Below are 18,186 nucleotides of genomic sequence, written 5' to 3' on the forward strand. Positions count from 1 at the left end.
GGAATATATTCAAAATATTGATTAATTCCGATTTATTTTTATACTTACATTTTATTCAATTTTTCTTTTGCCTCTTCTACAATGTATAACTTATTTCCGTTTTCAATAACTTCTTCGTATAATTTTCTTGCTTCTTCTATCTCTCCTGCTTTTGACTTATAGTTTGCCAATAAATGCTTAATTACCAAAACCTGACGTTTAACACTTAGCTTTTTTAATGTTTCTGATAAAATTTCTATCATTTTTGTGCTATCATTTTCATAAAATAAAATTCCATTTAAAAATTCAATCATAGCATTTGTTTCATCAATTCCTTTTTTAGTTTTAAATTTCTCCATCATTTTTAAAACTTTTTCTTTGTAAATCACTATTGCCTCTTCTTTTCTTTCGAGTCCATGCAATAACAGTGCTTCGTTATAGTAATACAGGATTTTATCCTGTTCCCTGAATAATGATTTTTTAGATAAATCTATATCTTTTAAATTTTGATACGCTTCTTCTACTTTTCCTAGTGAAGAATATCCAGCACAAAGATTCAGTTTCATATAATTTCTATATCGTTTATTTTTATTTCTGTCATATTCATTTTGCGTAATTTCTATAAATTTTTCAGGATCAAGTTCTTCATTTAATATATTCATATATTTTTGATAAAAGTACATATACATTCTTTTATCTATTTTCAGAAATTCAAATACCAAGATTAACGAAATAATCAATATATAATTAAAAATTGAGTGTTGCATTCGTAACCACAAAACGAATATAATTAGTAATACAAATATCGTAACAGAAAAATTTATTAATATATATTTTTTTCTTATTGTCATTTTTCTCCTTTCACAAAAAACTGAAATCAAACTTATAACTTTTAAATCAACTCCGTCTTTATTTTAAGAAAGATTCAGATTTTTTATTTCTCATTCTTTAGTAATTATTTTTTCTCAGAAAACATGAAATCAAATTCATAATTCATATCTGTCATTTTCCCATCCTTTATTTCTTCATAAATACTTTGTAATGAAATTTTGTAATTTATATTTCCTGCTGTTCCGATGTATTCAAAGTCTTTTTGAGGAACTTTGTATTCTTCATCTTGACTTCCTAGATTTTCGAATTTCAAAGTTTTTAATTTTGCTGAGACTTGCTTTATTATGTCTTCATAATTAAATTTCGCAAGTTCTGTACCATTTTTAGCACTTATTGTTATTATTTTATTTAGAATGACAACTTTGTATTTATCAGATTCATTTGTCTGAGTAGATGGTTCTCCCCAATCTTTTCGGTAATGAATGACATTATCATAGCCATTTGTTTCCAAAATAGCTGAAGTATTTTCATTTGTCTTTAAGTTATATGTAATTACTTTTCTTTCATCATAACTTTCTCTGTCATCATCATCTTCAATACCATAAGAATAATACTCTCTCCAAGAATCTTTAATTCCCAAATCCTTTTCCAAATCATGAGAAGTTTGATAGATTTTTCCAGCAGAATTTTTTAATCCAAGATTTTTAACCGATGAGCCTTGCCTAGCAGATATATAGTCAATCGCTGTATAAAGTTCATTTCCTTGCTTATTACTCAAGTTTTGTGTAATTTTGGAAACTTTTCCATCTTTTAAAGCTCCATATTTTACAAGCATTCTCTTCAATCTTTGACTTTGACTGTAAATACTCACTTTTTCTGCACTAAATGGAGTATAAACAGCAATTATTAAACAAATAATCAAACTTATAAAAACTCCTGTCACTTTTGATTTTCTTATGTATAAAATCATGCAGAAAAATAGCCAGAATATGAGAAGAAGGACATAATATCGGTTTTCTGTAATTCCATACTGGTAAATTCTTTGAAAAATTGCAAACAGTGAAGCAAAAATTAAAGGTATAGAAAAATATGGAAAATATTTTTTAAAATTACCTAAGAATTTGTCATTTTTAGCAAGCGGAGTTATCAAAATGATAATAATAAGGCTAAACGCTGTGTACCAAAGGACAAGATGAGAAATTAGCCCCTTTGGTAATTTCATAGATATAACTACAGTTGCAAGGTAAACATATAAAATCCCAGTATAAATAATAATTAGCGGAGTAATTACAAATTTTATAAGCATTTTTAAAATATACGGAAAATCATAACTTTCCAAATTATCATTAGGCTTTTTCAACAACGATAAGAAAAGCGATACTCCCAGAACATCAAATACAAACACCCAAGAATACATATAAAATCTTAAAACAAAGCCATAAAACATCTCAAACCCAAACAATGCAGTAATTGTCACTAAAATTAATGAAATTCCGATATAAAGCACAGTTGCAAAAATTAATGATACAACAAAATTTACAAACACAGACTGCAAATATTTTTCCTTATTTTCATTTTTTAAAATAGGCACTAAAAGAAAAATTAATATTGAAACAGGTAATAACATCCAAAATCCGATTTCAAAATTATAAACAACAAAACTCAGAACATAAGCTCCAAACCCAATAATAACAGTTAAAACTGTATAAATAGTTCTAATTATCCATTTTTTTCTTTCTTCAAAATATTGTTCCCTAATAACTTCAAACATCGCAGTTAAAAAAATACCAAGCACAAAGCATTTATTTATCTCTATCAAGCTCGAAGAAACAACAGAAAGCTTTTCATAACTAAGATTCTCAAGTTCTGTAGTCAAAACAACTAATCCAAAAACCATTAACGTAAAGATAACTGTAACTCTAAACCTGTCAACCCCTCCCTTAAAATATCCAAATAACTTCTTAAATTTTTCTGTAATTTTTCCCATTAATAAACACCTCTTATCATAATTTTTGATTTTACTATTTATTTTTATATTATAATATCACATTCTTAGTTAAAAAAAAATGAGAAAATTATTTTATTTTCTTTTTTCTCCCTCAATAAAGTTATTTCCTAAATTTTTTATATATTATTTCTTTTTTATTTTCGCAGGATTGCTCATTGCCGCAAATCCTTATCTTGCAGTAAAAGTTTATCCAGACAATTAAAATTGTGGCAAGATTGCTACGCAATACCTATGGCTAGACTACGACTTTTATTTAGCCAACTCCGAAACTCCTCCTTCTAGTCGTCAAACAATCGTAGTTGAACAAATAAAAGCTCCGTCGGTTTATTAAAACTAAAAAATTATATTTTGATTATTTGAAAATACTAGGTTTTTATTCATCATTAGAAAAATTTATAGTAAATCCGTTATTTAAATAGAGTTTAATATAACTAATACTTGGAATTTATTTTAGTATAATTACAAAAGATAATCTTATTAAAATAAATTCCAAGCAAAATTTCGTTAGAAGAAAAATAGCTGTTTGAGCTTTTGGAACAAATTTTAAATTAGATAAGATTGTTTGAATTAAAATTATTTATATTCAAAAGCGAGTTCTATTTTTCTTATATAAGAAAGTTTTGCGTAAAGCGGGGTTATAAGGGCATGGCGTCTGATGCTCTTACGTCAAAAAAGATTTAGAATTATAAATAAAAACATAATAATTAATTAAAATACTCTAAAAAATAAGTGATTAAGAAAATAACTTAATTAAATAGATAAAAATTTTCTTTAATGACTACAAAATAATAAAATCCAAATTTTAATTTTTTTATCTATCAAATAACAAATCAATATGGTATAATTTGTCATAAAATATAAGTTATTTTATTTAAGTGGCAGATTTGGGGAAAATTTCAAGTATAATATAATCAAAAGGGGGATTATTTATGAAAATAAAATATGTCATTATTTTTGTAATACTGTTAATTGCGGGAAATTTTTTAAGACTTTTAATTGAGGACAAAAATATTCCAGAAATTGAAATTAGTAAGGAAAAAAATTATAAAAAGGAAAAAGCTAAAAAAGATGCTGATTTGACAAAAAGTAATGTAAAATTTGACATTAATAATGTTGAATACAAAGATTTGCTAAAATTGGGAATTAATAAAAATAAGGCTGAAAAATTTGTAAAATATAGAGACGAAGTTGGTATTATTAAAGATGTTAATGAAGTAAAAAACATTTCAGGATTTGGAAAGTCTGGCTTGGAAATCGCACAAAAATTTTTGTTTGTGGATAATGAAAAAATTCAGGATTCAACCAAAAATTATGGACGTGAAATTACAAAATACAACATTAACAAATTAAATGAAAAAGAATTAAAAAAATAGGATTTACAAATAAGGAAATAAAAAAATTACTTCCTGAAATTGAAAAAAATAACATAAGATCGAATGTCGAGTTAGAAAAGATTATTGGAAAAAAGCGTTATGCAGAAATTGAAGATAAAATAAAGTTTATTGAATAAAATATAATGTATTAAATTAAAAAAATCTGCTGCTTAAATAATCTAATTTATTACTACTTTTATTTTATTATTTTATTAAATTGTCAAATTTATCCTTAATTATTCAGATTAATAATTTTTAATTAAAATTGATAAGAGCTATTTTTATTAATAAATATTTTTTCTACTTTTTTATGTTTTTTCTTTTTTATAAAGCAAAGGGGAACAAACGCCATCCCCTTTGCAAACCCGGCTTGTCTAAGAATTTTTTTGAAATAAAAACGAAACTCGCTACGTAAAACTTCGCTCAAACAATCGTTTTCATTCCAAAAAAATCACGACAATTTTAGATTAATTATAATGTTAGTTTAATTAATTCAAATAACAAGTAAAATTTCGTTAAAGGAAAAATAACTGTTTGAGATTTTGGTATAAAATCGAAACTGTGTTTAGTTAATTGTATCAAAATAATCTTTATTCAAAATCGAATTTTATTTTTCTTTTATAAGAAAATTTTGCGTAAAGCGTGAGTAGTTCGTAGAACTTTCGCAAACATTATTAAGTGCTGATTAGTTAATTATACTAAAATAACTGTTATTGCGAAACAGAGAAGATGGCGTCTGATCTCCCTGCTTAAATAAACTTAGATATAAACAAAATAAAAAAATATAAAAAAAAAGAAAGAAAGGCGATGTATTTATGATAAAAAAAGTATTAATTGCAAATCGTGGGGAAATTGCGGTTAGAATTATTAGAGCTTGTAGAAATATGGGGATTTTGAGTGTTGCAATTTACTCAAAGGAAGATAAGGATAGTCTTCATATAAAATTGGCTGATCAAAGTATTTGCATTGGAGAAGGTCCTGCAAGAAATAGTTATTTGAATAAGGAAAGTATCATTACGGCTGCCTTGAATGTGGGAGCAGATGCGATTCATCCTGGATACGGCTTTTTGTCGGAAAATTCAGAGTTTGTAAAAATGTGCGAGGAAAATGGAATAAACTTTATTGGTCCAACAGCCAAAGTTATTGACAGAATGGGAAATAAATCTCAGGCTAGAAAAACAATGATGGATGCTGGAGTCCCAGTTGTACCAGGAACAAAAGAACCTATTTACGATGTAGAATCTGGAATGAAAGCTGCGGAAAACATCGGCTACCCTGTTATGGTAAAGGCTTCTTCTGGTGGTGGCGGAAAAGGGATGCGTGTTGTAAAGGATAGGAATGGTTTTGAATTTTTATTTAATGTGGCTCAGCGGGAATCTATAAATGCGTTTGGTGATGATACTATGTACATTGAAAAATTTATAGAAGATCCAAGACATATAGAAATTCAAGTAATTGCTGATAATTTTGGAAATGTAGTGGCTCTTGGGGAAAGAGACTGTTCCGTTCAGAGAAACCATCAAAAATTAGTAGAAGAATCGCCATCTCCTGCAATTTCCCCAGAAATTCGGGAAGCACTAAATAAATATGCTATTCTGGCAGCAAAAGCAGTAAATTATACAAACGCTGGAACGATAGAATTTATAATGGGTGCGGATGGCTCATATTATTTTATGGAAATGAATACCCGAATTCAAGTAGAACACGGAGTTACTGAAATGGTGACAGGAACAGATTTAATCATTGAACAGATTAGAGTGGCAATGAATGAAAAATTAAGTTTTACACAGGAAGATATACAATTGCGAGGACATGCAATAGAATGTCGTATAAATGCAGAAATTCCTGAAAAAAACTTTATGCCAAGTCCAGGAAAAATAACAAACATACATTTACCAGATGGTAATGGAATAAGAGTTGATACTGCCATTTACACAGGCTATACAATACCAACTGAATATGATTCAATGATTTCCAAAATTATAGTTCACGCTCCAACTCGTGAAATGGCACTTCAAAAAATGCGTTCAGCACTAAACGAAACTGTTATTTTAGGTGTAGAAACTAACTTAGATTTTCAATATCAAATCATGAGAAACGAGGTTTTCTGTCAAGGAAAAGCAACTACAAGTTTTATTGAAAATGTATTGCTTTATTAAAAATTTAAATAAAAAATGAAAAGAGGTAAAATATGGCTTTTAAAGTGGATTTGAACTGTGATTTGGGAGAAAGTTTCGGTAATTATAAAATTGGAGGAGATGATAAAATTATTCCTCTTATTTCCAGTGCTAATGTAGCTTGCGGATTTCATGCAGGAGATCCTGTCGTTATGAAAAAAACGATAGAAACTGCTAAAAAAAATAACATTGGAATAGGAGCTCACCCTGGATTTCTCGACTTAATGGGATTTGGACGGCGTGAAATGAAGATTTCAATAGACGAAGCGAAAGCTTATGTGCTGTATCAATTAGGAGCTTTAGGAGCTTTTTGTAAAAGTGAAGGTGTAAAACTGCAACACGTAAAGCCTCACGGAGCTTTGTATAATATGGCCGCAAAAGACTATAATCTATCAAAGGCTATTTGTGAGGCTATTGCTGATTTTGACAGTTCTCTCATAATTCTTGGACTTTCAGGAAGCGAAACTTTAAGAGCTGCAAAAGACCTAGGTTTAAAACATGCCAGCGAAGTTTTTGCAGACAGGGCTTACGAGGAAGATGGAAGCCTTGTGGCACGTTCAAAGGAAGGGGCAATGATTCACGATGAAAACGAAGCAATAGAACGTGTAATAAAAATGATAAAGGAACAAAAAGTAACTTCAATAACAGGAAAAGAAATAGCGATAAAGGCTGATTCCATTTGTGTTCACGGCGATGGTGAAAAAGCTTTGCTTTTTGTAAAAAAAATACGTGAAAAATTAGAAAATGAAGGAATTATAATTCAAAAATTATCAGAAATCATATAATAAATTTGTAGTTTGTTAATTAATTGAATTAAGTAAATCTAAAAAATAAGAAAGGAGTTTTATTATTTTTCTTAAAAAATAAAATTAAAAAATGAGTTTATTATCAAATATTGCAGTGCCAATCGCAAAATTGGTGAATATGAAAAAATATAAGGAAAAAGATTTTTTAAATCCAAGAAGAGATACAGATTTTTTGAATAAAAAAAATTTTGACAAGTCGCTTATTACTGACGAACAATTTATTGATGAATATCAAGTTCTGACAGTTTTTTCAGAAGAAAACTATAACAAGCATGTTGTTTTTTTACACGGCGGAGCTTATGTAATGCGTGCTGTCAAAGCTCACAAAAATATTATTGAAAAATTAGTTAAGAAATTTCATTTAAAAGTTACATTCATTGACTATCCGCTTGCTCCAGAAAATACTGCTGACAAAGCTCATAGAGTATTAATGGATGCCTACAGACATATAACTAATAACTATAAAGATGATGAATTTTACTTATTTGGTGATTCTTCTGGCGGTGGCTTGGCACTTGCATTTTTACAAATATTGAAAAATAAGGAAGATTTGCCATTTCCAAAGAAAACTGCATTAATGTCACCTTGGGTCGATGTTTCAATGACAAATGAAGAAATACCTGAATTTGCAGAAAAAGATCCTCTCTTGCCACTGAATGGGCTTGTTATAACAGGAAAACAGTTTGCAGGAGAACTGGATGTGAAAAATCCTATGATTTCACCAATTTATGGAAATATGGATAATCTTGGAGAAATTTTTCTAATTTTTGGGACAAATGAAATTTTGTATCCTGATTGCTTAAAATTAAGCGATATGCTTGAAGTTGCGATTGGAACAAGCGTAGAAATAAAAATCGGGGAAAATTTGTGCCACGACTGGATTTTGGCACCTCTCAAGGAATCAGAAGAAACTATTGATGAAATCGGAAATTTTTTTCTGAAATAAAATAAAAAATAATAAAACGAGGAATTTTAATTATGTCTGAAAAAAAACAAAAAAAGAATATAGAAAACAATGAAATTAGCAAAAGAATTGATAAGGAAAAACACGAAGAAATTCTTAAAATTTATAAAGAAATAAAAAAAGGTATCGGAAAAGCTATAGAAGGCTATAAAAAGGCTTGGAAAGGTACAGAAAAAGAAGTATTTGCAGAAATGGCATTTTGTATTCTGACACCTCAGTCAAAAGCAAAAAATGCTTGGCAAGCCATTACAACTTTGGTGGAAAATGGACTGCTTTACAACGGAAAGCCTGAAGAAATAGTAGAATTTCTAAATATTGTCAGATTTAAGAATAATAAATCACGATACTTGGTGGAATTACGGGAATTAATGACAAAAGATGGAAAATTGCAGCCAAAAAAAATATTATCAGAAATTGGAGATACTCTTGAAAAAAGAAAATGGATTTTGAAAAATATTAAAGGAATGGGATTAAAAGAGGCAAATCACGTATTGCGAAATCTTGGATTTGGAGAAAATATTGCTATTTTAGATAGACACATTCTAAGAAATCTTAAATCACTTAATATAATTAGTGAAATTCCTAAAACAATAACAGAAAAAAAATACTATGAAATTGAAGAAAAAATGCAGGAATATTCAGAATTTTCTAAAATAAAAATGGACGAGCTGGACTTGGTTTTATGGTACAAGGAAGCTGGCGAAATTTTTAAATAATTTTATAGTGAATTCTTTTTCAAAATATGATAAAATATTATTGGAAAAATATTATAAATATCAAATTACACATAATTTAACTTTAAAAAATAAATTTATAAATTAAGATTCAAAAAACAATATTAAAGTATTGAAAGGAGAGTGTTTTTTATGACTTCTAATTTAAAGCAATTAAAAAATGATATAAAAAAAAGGTCAATCCTTATCGGAATAGCTGCTTTGCTAGTTAGCTGCGGCGGAGGCGGAGGTGGTGGCGGAGGTTCAACATCAGCTGCAACACCAACTACACCAAGTACACCAACAACTCCTGCTACACAGCCTACTACCCCGGCACCTGTAACAAATAAGCCAACTGTAACAACAGCAGCAGCTGGGTTAACATGGAATGATACAACTCTATCATACAACAAAGATAACCCACATAACAATTCAAATACTGCACTTACAGGTTCGAATGTTAAAGTAGGAATTATTGACGTTGGATTTGAAAACTCAACTTTTTCAGCTGATCTTACACAAAAATTTGGAAGCCGTTTAACAAAACTTACAGTTCCAGGATTCACATCACAAGCTACCGCAAATGATGACCATGGAATAGTTGTCGCTGATCTTGCAGCAGGCGCTTCTAATGGAATTGCTAAAGGTGCCAGTGTTTATGCAATTGATGCAGCAAAACATGAAGCAGACAAAGGAACATACCCTCATGTAACATTAGATATGTATCAACAACTAAAAAATCATGGTGTTACTATTTATAACCAATCTTTTGGAATTGATGGAGTTGTGACAGATTTTACCAGCATTCCAACTTCAAGCCGTTATTATGGTTATCAAATAGGAAATGATATCCTTAACTTCTATAAAAACGAAGTAAATAGCGGTTCATTATTTGTATGGGCTGCAGGAAATGACTCGTCTGATAAACAACCTACTCTTGAAGGAGGATTACCATATTTTGAAAACAGCCTTCAAAAAGGATGGATAAATGTTGTTGCATTAACTTCAAAAGTCGAATCAAAATTGGGAGACACCAGCTGGAATAACTTGACTCCCCTTTCGCCAGCAGGAGTTGCTAAGAACTGGACTGTAACTGCGGTTGGAGATCAAACATTTACAATAAAAGGACAAAATTATGTTGGTGGAGGTTCTTCTTTTGCAGCGCCACTTGTAACAGGAACTGCGGCATTGCTTAAAGAAAAATATCCTTGGATGGATGCCAGCCTAATTCGTCAAACAATCTTATCAACTGCAACAGATATAGGAGCAGTCGGAGTTGATGAAGTTTATGGATGGGGACTTTTAAATATTGATAAAGCACTTAAAGGACCTGCATTATTTGATAAAAGACTAGCACTTGGAGATACTGTAAATATTAATATTCCTAATGGAAGTTATACTTTCTCAAATAATATTTCAGGAAATGCTGGTGTAGTTAAAGATGGAAATGGAGATTTGATTTTATCTGGACACTCTACATTTACAGGACCTACAACAGTAAATGCAGGAAGATTGCAAGTAAACGGTGTTTATTCTTCCTCTATTAGTGTAAGAAGACAAGCTACTCTTTCCACAAATAATGCTGTAATAAAAAATGATATTACAAATAATGGAACTCTAGAAAACTCTGGTTCAACACAAATTAGTGGAAATTATCAGGCTTTAGAAAATTCGAGGGTTGTATCAGATTTAAATTCTAATATTCATGTAAAAGGAAAAGTTAATTTAAACAATTCAAGACTTGAAATTAAGCCAGAAGAAAATGGTGAAAGAAAATACGTAACAGCTAACGGGACTACACAAAATGTAATTACGTCAGATAATAAAATTGATGGAAACTTTGAAAATGTAAATACTGATGATATGCTAAATGCTAAAATCAATCAAAACGAAAATACTGTTTCAGCAGAAGTAACCAGAAAAAATGTACTAGACTATGTAGAAAAAATAGCAGAATCTGACGAAATGCAGAAAAATACTGCTCAAAACTTGGAAACTGCTTTCCAAAACCTAGATCAAAGCATTGAAAATGGTACTGCTGGAAATGTAGCTCAATTTGAAAGAAAAGCCGCTACTCTACAGGCTCTTACTTCTTCTAACAGAGCTGCAGTCTTAGACAGTCTGTCTGGACAAATCTATGCTTCTGCACAAGCACTTACATTCCAACATTCACAAACTGTAAACAAGGACTTGTCAAACAGATTAGTTATGCTTGGAACTCTTGACAATGTTGGGGATAAATTTGGACTATGGATTTCTGGGTTTGGTGCCAATGGTACGCTAAAACAGGATGGATACGGCAAGGGAGATACTAAAGTTGCTGGTGGACAGGTCGGAGTGGACAAGCAGTTTGGTGAAAATCTCATCTTAGGTACTGCACTGTCTTATTCAAAAGCTGATGTTAAATTTGACAGATATGGTGGAAAATCTGATGCTAACAACTTCGGAGTTTCGTTATATGGAAGATTAGGAAACAAGGATGTTCCGTTCTACCTTCAAGGCCGTCTTGGTATCGGATTTGTTGACAGTGATGTTGAAAGAGACATTATTTTAAGCAATAATGACTTTACAAGAGCAAAAATAAATCACAATGACAAAGTTTATTCTGGATATCTGGAAACAGGATATGACATAAAAAATAGTAATGGAGATTTCGTTGTAACACCATTTGTGGGATTAACTCACGATACAGTGGTAAGAGGTTCATTCTCTGAAGAGAAGAGCCAGTTCGGACTGACTGCTGACAAGAAGAACTACAACCAGACAGCAGCATTACTTGGACTTAGAGTTGGGAAATCTGTAAACTGGAACAACGGAAGCAAGACTACATTCCAAGGTTATGTAACACATCAGAGAGCATTCAATGATCAGGACTTGAGCTTTGACGCAAGATACACTGGACTGCCTGGAGCAACTTTCAAGGTAAAAGGTATTGGACTTTCTAAGAACAAGACTTGGGCTGGAATTGGAGCATTGACAGAAGTGAATTCTGGATTTGGATGGTATGTGAACTATGACGGTTCTATTGACAGTGGAAAAGGTAAAGGTAATAACAATGTCTTCACTACTGGACTTAGATTCAACTTCTAATATGATTTTGTCATAAATAATTACTTCTAAGATAGGAAGGCTGTAACATAAAATTTGAGTTACAGCTTTTCTTGTTTACTTAGACTTTTTTTATACTAACTCCCATTTATAAAATGAGAATAAATTTTTTAATAGTGATATTCAGTAGTTAATTTACAATTATTCAATTTTTTTATTTTATGCTAAATCCTGTTAAAAAAATGAAAACCATATCTTAGAATTAATTGGAAATATTAGGTTTATATCTTTTATAAAAAAGTTTGTAATAAACTCGTTATTTAAATGAGGTTTAGTATAAAATTATAAAAATGACTTTATTGACTTTTGGTATAACAAGTGTTACAATATTATAAATGAAAAAAATGGAGGTTTTAATTATGAAACAGAATGCTTTGATTAACAATATCATTAAAATTGAAACAAAAGAAAAAGAAATTTTAAAAAATGTTCTTTTAGTATTTGGTGGAACTGTATTTTTATCTATACTGGCACAAATCTTAATTCCATTAAAGCCTGTACCAATTACTCTTGGATCATTTGCAGTTACATTAATGGGACTGTTATACGGTAGAAAATTAGCAACAGCAACTATTCTTTCATATGTAGTGGCTGGTACAGCTGGAATCCCTGTTTTTGCTAACTTTAAGACAGGCGTACTATTTTCACCAAGTGGCGGATATATTTTTGGATATATTGTTGCTGCAATATTTCTAGGGTATTTGGCTGATAAAGGATTTACAAAATCTTATGCAAAAACAATTTTAGCATTAATAATTGCCAATGTAATTATTTATGCATTAGGAGTATTGCAATTATCGTTATTTGTACCTAACAAAGACGTATTTAAATTAGGGGTTTATCCTTTCTTAATAGGAGATACTCTAAAAATGTTGGTAGTTGCCTCTTTAGTTCCAACATTATGGAAATTCGTTCCTAAAAATGATAAATAATAAAATTTTAAATATTATAAATTCCCATTTTTATGAAAAATCTAGATGGGGATTTTTTTTATGTAACTAAAATCACGCTATAATTCTAAAAAAATGTTGTACAATAAAAGTGGAGAAAAAATTAAATTTGAAATTGATTTGGAAAGTTATATATGAAACTAAGTAATTTTTTTACTTGGTCTTATATATCTTCTTTATCTTTCATTCAGTTAAGTGCACTTTAACATCAGTTAAATCTGTATTATAAAGTGCATTTTTTTATTTACCAGATTTTAAAAGTATTTTTAGTATAACAATTATAATTTTTAAATCAATCTTACTAATTCTTTAAAAGTTTTATTAATTAGTATTGACAATTTAAATATTTGGTGGTAATATAACATTGTTAGGTTTACCTAATTTTACAATTAGGCGTATCTAAAACAGAAAGAAAGGAGTTGAGATGAGTAAAAGTATTGAAGATTATTTAAAAGGGATATACACTTTGAAAAAGAAAAAAGAATACTCCAACAAAAAACTTGCAGAATATTTAAATATATCTCCAGCATCAGTTAGCGAAATGATAAAAAAGCTAGTAAATGAAGGATATTTAACTATTGAAAAAAAGAAAGTGAAGCTTACTGAAAAAGGAAGTAATTTTGCATTAGATATTATTCGTAAACATAGAGTTTGGGAAGTTTTTCTATTTGAAAAACTGGGATATGATAAGGAAGATGTTCATAAAGAGGCTGAGATTTTAGAACACGTTACAAGTAACAAACTTCTTCAAAAACTTGAAAAGTTTTTATTTTATCCAAAAGAATGCCCGCATGGAAGTCCAATTTTTTATGATTTGAAAGACTTTGATGAAGGAAATGTCATAAAATTGTCAGAGGCTGAAGAAGATGATGAAATTGTTATACTGAGTGTAGAGGATAATATTGAATTATACGACTATCTGCGGGATTTAAACATAAATTTAAAAGAACAGTATATTGTTGAAAAAAAAGATCCCTTTGATGGTCCAATATATTTGAAAAGCGAAGAAAATAATAAAAAAATAGTGGCTTTTAATGCAGCAGCAATGATTGAAGTTTATAAAAAAAATAAAGACTTGGAGGAGATTGACTATGAGTAAAAACAATATTCTTAAAAAATTAAATTTATTAATTGCAATATGTGTGGTAATGATGCTACTTGTATCCTGTGGAAAAGATGGCGCTTCATCAGGAAAAAAAATAAAAGTTACGACAACAACGACAATGCTTTCTGATCTTGTAAAGACAATTGGTGGAGATAAAGTCGAAGTTACAGGACTTATGGGAGAAGGAGTAGATCCACATTTATACAGTGCCAGTGCAGGGGATATTGAAAAACTTGGAAATGCTGACATTATAGTCTATGGTGGACTACATTTGGAAGGTAAAATGACAGAAATTTTTGAAAAATTAACTTCTCAAAACAAAAATATATTAAATGTTGGAGAGAAACTGGATAAAAGTAAAATTCATCTAGTTGACCAAAATACTCCTGATCCGCATGTATGGTTCAATACAGAATTATGGGAAAAGGAAGCTGAGGCAGTAGAAGCTGAATTAAGTAAATTTGATCCTAAAAATAGTGAATATTACAAAGAAAACCTAAAAAAATATAAAGCTGAACTAAATGAACTTACAACTTATGTAAAAACAAGAATTAAGGAAATTCCTGAAAAAAGCAGAGTTCTTGTAACAGCTCACGATGCATTTAACTACTTTGGAGAACAATTTGGACTAGAAGTAAAAGCAATACAAGGTGTGTCTACAGATTCTGAAACTGGTACAAAAAATATAAGTGACTTAGCCAACTTCATTGTGCAAAGAAATATAAAAGCAATATTTGTAGAATCTTCTGTTCCGAAAAAAAGCATAGAAGCACTGCAGGAAGCTGTAAAAGCTAAAGGAAAAGAAGTTAAAATAGGTGGAGAATTATATTCAGATTCATTGGGAGATAAGGCACATAATTCTGAAACTTATATTAAAACAGTTAAAGCAAATGCCGATACCATTGTAAATGCCTTAAAATAAAGATAGTAATTATTTTTTACTAACAAGGTTGTAAAGAATCGAATTTTATTTCTAAGGATTCAAATTAAATTTATTTTTGAGTTCTATAAAAAAATTTTTGTTAATAAAGATTTTTTCTATATTTTTCATGTTTTTTCTTTTTTAAACGTAAAGGGGATCAGTCGTCATCCCCTTTACAATCTTGGCTCGTCTAAGCATTCTTTGAAAATAAAAATTAAACTCGCTTTGCTTAGACAGAAATTTTTATTTCCAAAAAATCACGACATTTTTAGTTTAATTACAAAAATTAATTTAATTAAAAAATCTAAAGATATAAAAGAGAAAATAATTACTAAATAAATATAATGGAATAATTTTTACAATTTAGGAGAAGGAGGAAAGATGATTTCTGATGATGTTATTATAAAAGTTGAGGATTTGACAATAGCCTACGAGGATAAACCTGTTTTATGGGATGTTGAGCTGGATATCAAAAAAGGTATTCTTATGGCTATTGTTGGACCGAATGGTGCGGGGAAATCGACTTTGATTAAAGCTATGCTTGATTTGATAAAGCCTATTACTGGAGAAGTTAGGTTTTATGATGAAAAATATAGCAAAGTACGTGATAAAATAGCGTATGTGCCTCAAAGAGGTAGTGTTGACTGGGATTTTCCTACTACTGTATTTGATGTTGTGGAAATGGGGCGTTACGGGAAAGTTGGATGGTTAAAGAAAGTTAGAAAAATTGATAAGGAAAAGACTAAGGAAGCTATTCACAAAGTGGAAATGGATGAATTTTCAGATAGACAGATAAGCCAGCTATCTGGTGGGCAGCAACAAAGAGTATTTTTGGCAAGAGCCTTAGTGCAGGATGCAGAGATATACTTTATGGATGAGCCTTTTCAAGGCGTTGACAGCAAAACTGAAAAATCTATTGTGAATATTCTAAAAAAATTACGGGATGAGAAAAAGACTGTAATCGTTGTTCATCATGATTTACAAACAGTAAAGGATTATTTTGACTACGTAACATTTATAAATGTTTCTGTTATAGCTTCTGGTCCTGTAGAGGAAATTTTTACTCCTGAAAATATTGAAAAAACATATAAAAGTAAAAAATTAACTCAAGATAATAAAAATCATCTTGAAATTGAAAAGGAGGATTAAAATGCATATATTAAATCTTCTTGTTTCAGATCATACTTTTAGGACAGTTGCACTTGGCTGTTCATTACTTGGAATGGTTTCTGGAATACTTGGATGTTTTGCTGTTTTACGGAAGCAAAGTTTATTGGGAGATGCAGTTTCTCATGCTTCACTTCCTGGAGTCTGCTTGGCTTTTTTATTTACAAATGTGAAAAATACAGAAGTTTTGCTGCTTGGAGCCTTGTTGACTGGGATTGTATGTATTGGTTTGATTCAGATAATTCAAAATTATACAAAAATAAAATTTGACAGTGCTTTGGCATTGATTTTATCGGTATTTTTTGGATTGGGATTAGTCTTGCTTTCTTATTTAAATAAATTGCCAGGTGCAAATAAATCAGGATTAAATAAATTTATTTTTGGACAAGCGTCAACATTTATTAAAAGAGATGTAAATATTATCCTCGTTACAGGGATTGTTCTTCTAATTATAATTATTCTTTTCTGGAAGGAATTTAAAATTGTTTCGTTTGACTCTGATTTTGCTAAAACATTGGGATTTCCAAGCAAGAAAATCGAAATATTAATTTCCATATTGATTGTAACTACTGTAATAATAGGTATTCAGGCAGCAGGAGTAATACTAATAAGTGCAATGCTTATTTCTCCAGCAGTTGCAGCACGGCAATGGACAGACAAACTTTCAATTATGGTAATTCTGGCAGCATTTTTTGGTGGAATATCAGGTCTGTTTGGAACTTTGATAAGTATAAGTGAAAGCAATTTGCCAACTGGACCTGTTATCGTTATAATTATAAGTATAATCGTAGTTATTAGTATTCTTTTCTCAAATAAAAGAGGGATTATATTTAAAATTATAAGAAATCAGAAAAGAAAAAAAGAATTTAGAGAAAAACTTAAAAATAAAAAAATAGAATTAAATAGTTTAAAAATAAATAATTTGGAAAGGGGGAAATAAATTATGGGTTTTTCGTTAGAAATACAGCTTATTGCAATAATGGTCGCAAGTGCCTGTTCGATTTTGGGAACATTTCTGGTTTTAAAACGTATGGCAATGGTGTCAGATGCGATTACACACACTATTTTACTTGGAATTGTAGTTGCATTTTTTGCAGTTCACGATTTGAATTCCCCTTTGTTAATAGTAGGTGCAGGAATAGTTGGCGTTTTAACTGTTTATCTTGTGGAACTTCTTAATTCTACAAAACTTGTCAAGGAAGATTCTGCAATTGGAGTGGTTTTTCCATTGTTATTCAGTATAGCTGTAATTTTGATCTCAAAATATGCTGGAAATGTACATTTGGATGTTGATTCAGTATTATTGGGAGAGTTGGCATTTGCACCGTTTAATCGGGTACAAATATTTGGTTTTAGTGTTGCAAAAGGGCTAGTTACAACTTTTGTAATATTTTTAATAAACGTTTCTTTCGTTATTATTTTTTTCAAGGAATTAAAAATTTCAGTATTTGACAAGGCTCTTGCGATAACGCTTGGAATGAAGCCGATATTGATTCACTACATGCTTATGTCGCTTGTGTCAATGACGGCAGTAGCTTCATTTGAGGCAGTAGGTTCAATACTGGTAGTTGCCTTTATGATTGGACCTCCAATTACAGCATATTTATTAACAGATAAATTAAAAGTAATGATAGGATTGAGCATCGTTCTAGGAGCTGCGGCAAGTGTGGCTGGATTTCATTTTGCAAGGCTTTTTGACATTTCAATCGCAGGAAGTATCGCAGTTGCAATTGGTATAATTTTTCTTTTGACATTGATATTTTCTCCGAAAAAAGGGCTTATTTTTACAATAAATCGAAAAAAATCTCAAAAAATGACATTTTCTGTCAGAATTTTGCTAATCCATTTATCAAACCATGCAAATACTAAGCAGGAAAAAGATGAATGCGGAATTGAAACAATTGATAGTCATCTTCGTTGGAATAAAAGTTTTTTAGATAAAGTTATTGAAAAAGCAAAAAAGGAAAAATATATTTATGTGGATAATGATGTTTTCAAGGTTTCTGAAAAAGGAGAAAAATATTTACTAAATATCTAATATTATATCCATTCAAATAAAAAATTTATTATAAATTCTTATTTA

General features: G+C 29.9%; 14 protein-coding genes. 12 read left to right on the forward strand and 2 right to left on the reverse strand.

The window, feature by feature from the left end:
- Nucleotides 1-44: 44 nt before the first annotated feature.
- Both FVE75_RS09205 and FVE75_RS09210 read right to left on the reverse strand, forming a co-directional pair.
- Nucleotides 45-830: a hypothetical protein gene (locus FVE75_RS09205; RefSeq protein ID WP_232052533.1), complete on the reverse strand. Its 786-nt coding sequence runs from the start codon at nt 828-830 to the stop codon at nt 45-47.
- Between the two features lie 104 nt (nt 831-934).
- The gene (locus tag FVE75_RS09210; RefSeq protein ID WP_147006176.1) at nt 935-2,797 is read right to left on the reverse strand and encodes a DUF4153 domain-containing protein; all 1,863 of its coding nucleotides are present in this window, start codon (nt 2,795-2,797) and stop codon (nt 935-937) included.
- A gap of 950 nt (nt 2,798-3,747) precedes the next feature.
- Between FVE75_RS09210 and FVE75_RS09215 the strand changes: the two genes are divergently transcribed.
- The 12 genes from FVE75_RS09215 to FVE75_RS09270 all read left to right on the forward strand — a co-directional run bounded on the left by FVE75_RS09215 (nt 3,748) and on the right by FVE75_RS09270 (nt 18,141).
- Entirely contained in the window at nt 3,748-4,191 is a 444-nt protein-coding gene (locus FVE75_RS09215; RefSeq protein ID WP_232052534.1) for a helix-hairpin-helix domain-containing protein, read from the forward strand.
- Nucleotides 4,192-5,006: 815 nt separating this feature from the next.
- The gene (gene accC / locus FVE75_RS09220) at nt 5,007-6,350 is read left to right on the forward strand and encodes an acetyl-CoA carboxylase biotin carboxylase subunit (protein ID WP_147006177.1); all 1,344 of its coding nucleotides are present in this window, start codon (nt 5,007-5,009) and stop codon (nt 6,348-6,350) included.
- 32 nt (nt 6,351-6,382) lie between these two features.
- Nucleotides 6,383-7,153: a LamB/YcsF family protein gene (locus FVE75_RS09225; RefSeq protein ID WP_147006178.1), complete on the forward strand. Its 771-nt coding sequence runs from the start codon at nt 6,383-6,385 to the stop codon at nt 7,151-7,153.
- Nucleotides 7,154-7,244: 91 nt separating this feature from the next.
- Nucleotides 7,245-8,120, forward strand: coding sequence for an alpha/beta hydrolase fold domain-containing protein (locus FVE75_RS09230; RefSeq protein WP_147006179.1), 876 nt, complete (start codon nt 7,245-7,247; stop codon nt 8,118-8,120).
- A gap of 86 nt (nt 8,121-8,206) precedes the next feature.
- Nucleotides 8,207-8,854: an N-glycosylase/DNA lyase gene (locus FVE75_RS09235; protein WP_172618842.1), complete on the forward strand. Its 648-nt coding sequence runs from the start codon at nt 8,207-8,209 to the stop codon at nt 8,852-8,854.
- 150 nt (nt 8,855-9,004) lie between these two features.
- Nucleotides 9,005-11,941: an autotransporter domain-containing protein gene (locus FVE75_RS09240; protein WP_147006181.1), complete on the forward strand. Its 2,937-nt coding sequence runs from the start codon at nt 9,005-9,007 to the stop codon at nt 11,939-11,941.
- A gap of 377 nt (nt 11,942-12,318) precedes the next feature.
- Nucleotides 12,319-12,891, forward strand: coding sequence for a biotin transporter BioY (locus FVE75_RS09245; protein WP_039901657.1), 573 nt, complete (start codon nt 12,319-12,321; stop codon nt 12,889-12,891).
- A gap of 442 nt (nt 12,892-13,333) precedes the next feature.
- Complete coding sequence (locus FVE75_RS09250; RefSeq protein ID WP_147006182.1) at nt 13,334-14,008, forward strand: metal-dependent transcriptional regulator; 675 nt, start codon at nt 13,334-13,336, stop codon at nt 14,006-14,008.
- On the forward strand, nt 14,001-14,936 hold the full coding sequence (locus tag FVE75_RS09255; RefSeq protein ID WP_147006183.1) for a metal ABC transporter solute-binding protein, Zn/Mn family: 936 nt from the start codon (nt 14,001-14,003) through the stop codon (nt 14,934-14,936). Before FVE75_RS09250 ends, FVE75_RS09255 begins: the two co-directional genes overlap by 8 nt.
- Before the next feature lie 381 nt (nt 14,937-15,317).
- Nucleotides 15,318-16,085, forward strand: a complete 768-nt coding sequence (locus FVE75_RS09260; protein WP_021746384.1) for a metal ABC transporter ATP-binding protein — start codon at nt 15,318-15,320, stop codon at nt 16,083-16,085.
- A gap of 1 nt (nt 16,086) precedes the next feature.
- A complete protein-coding gene (locus FVE75_RS09265; protein WP_021746385.1) occupies nt 16,087-17,043 on the forward strand; it encodes a metal ABC transporter permease in 957 nt (318 codons plus the stop codon).
- Between the two features lie 3 nt (nt 17,044-17,046).
- Nucleotides 17,047-18,141, forward strand: coding sequence for a metal ABC transporter permease (locus tag FVE75_RS09270; RefSeq protein WP_147006184.1), 1,095 nt, complete (start codon nt 17,047-17,049; stop codon nt 18,139-18,141).
- The last annotated feature ends 45 nt before the right edge of the window (nt 18,142-18,186 follow it).

This window comes from Leptotrichia hongkongensis (assembly GCF_007990635.1).
Taxonomy (GTDB): Bacteria; Fusobacteriota; Fusobacteriia; order Fusobacteriales; family Leptotrichiaceae; genus Leptotrichia; species Leptotrichia hongkongensis.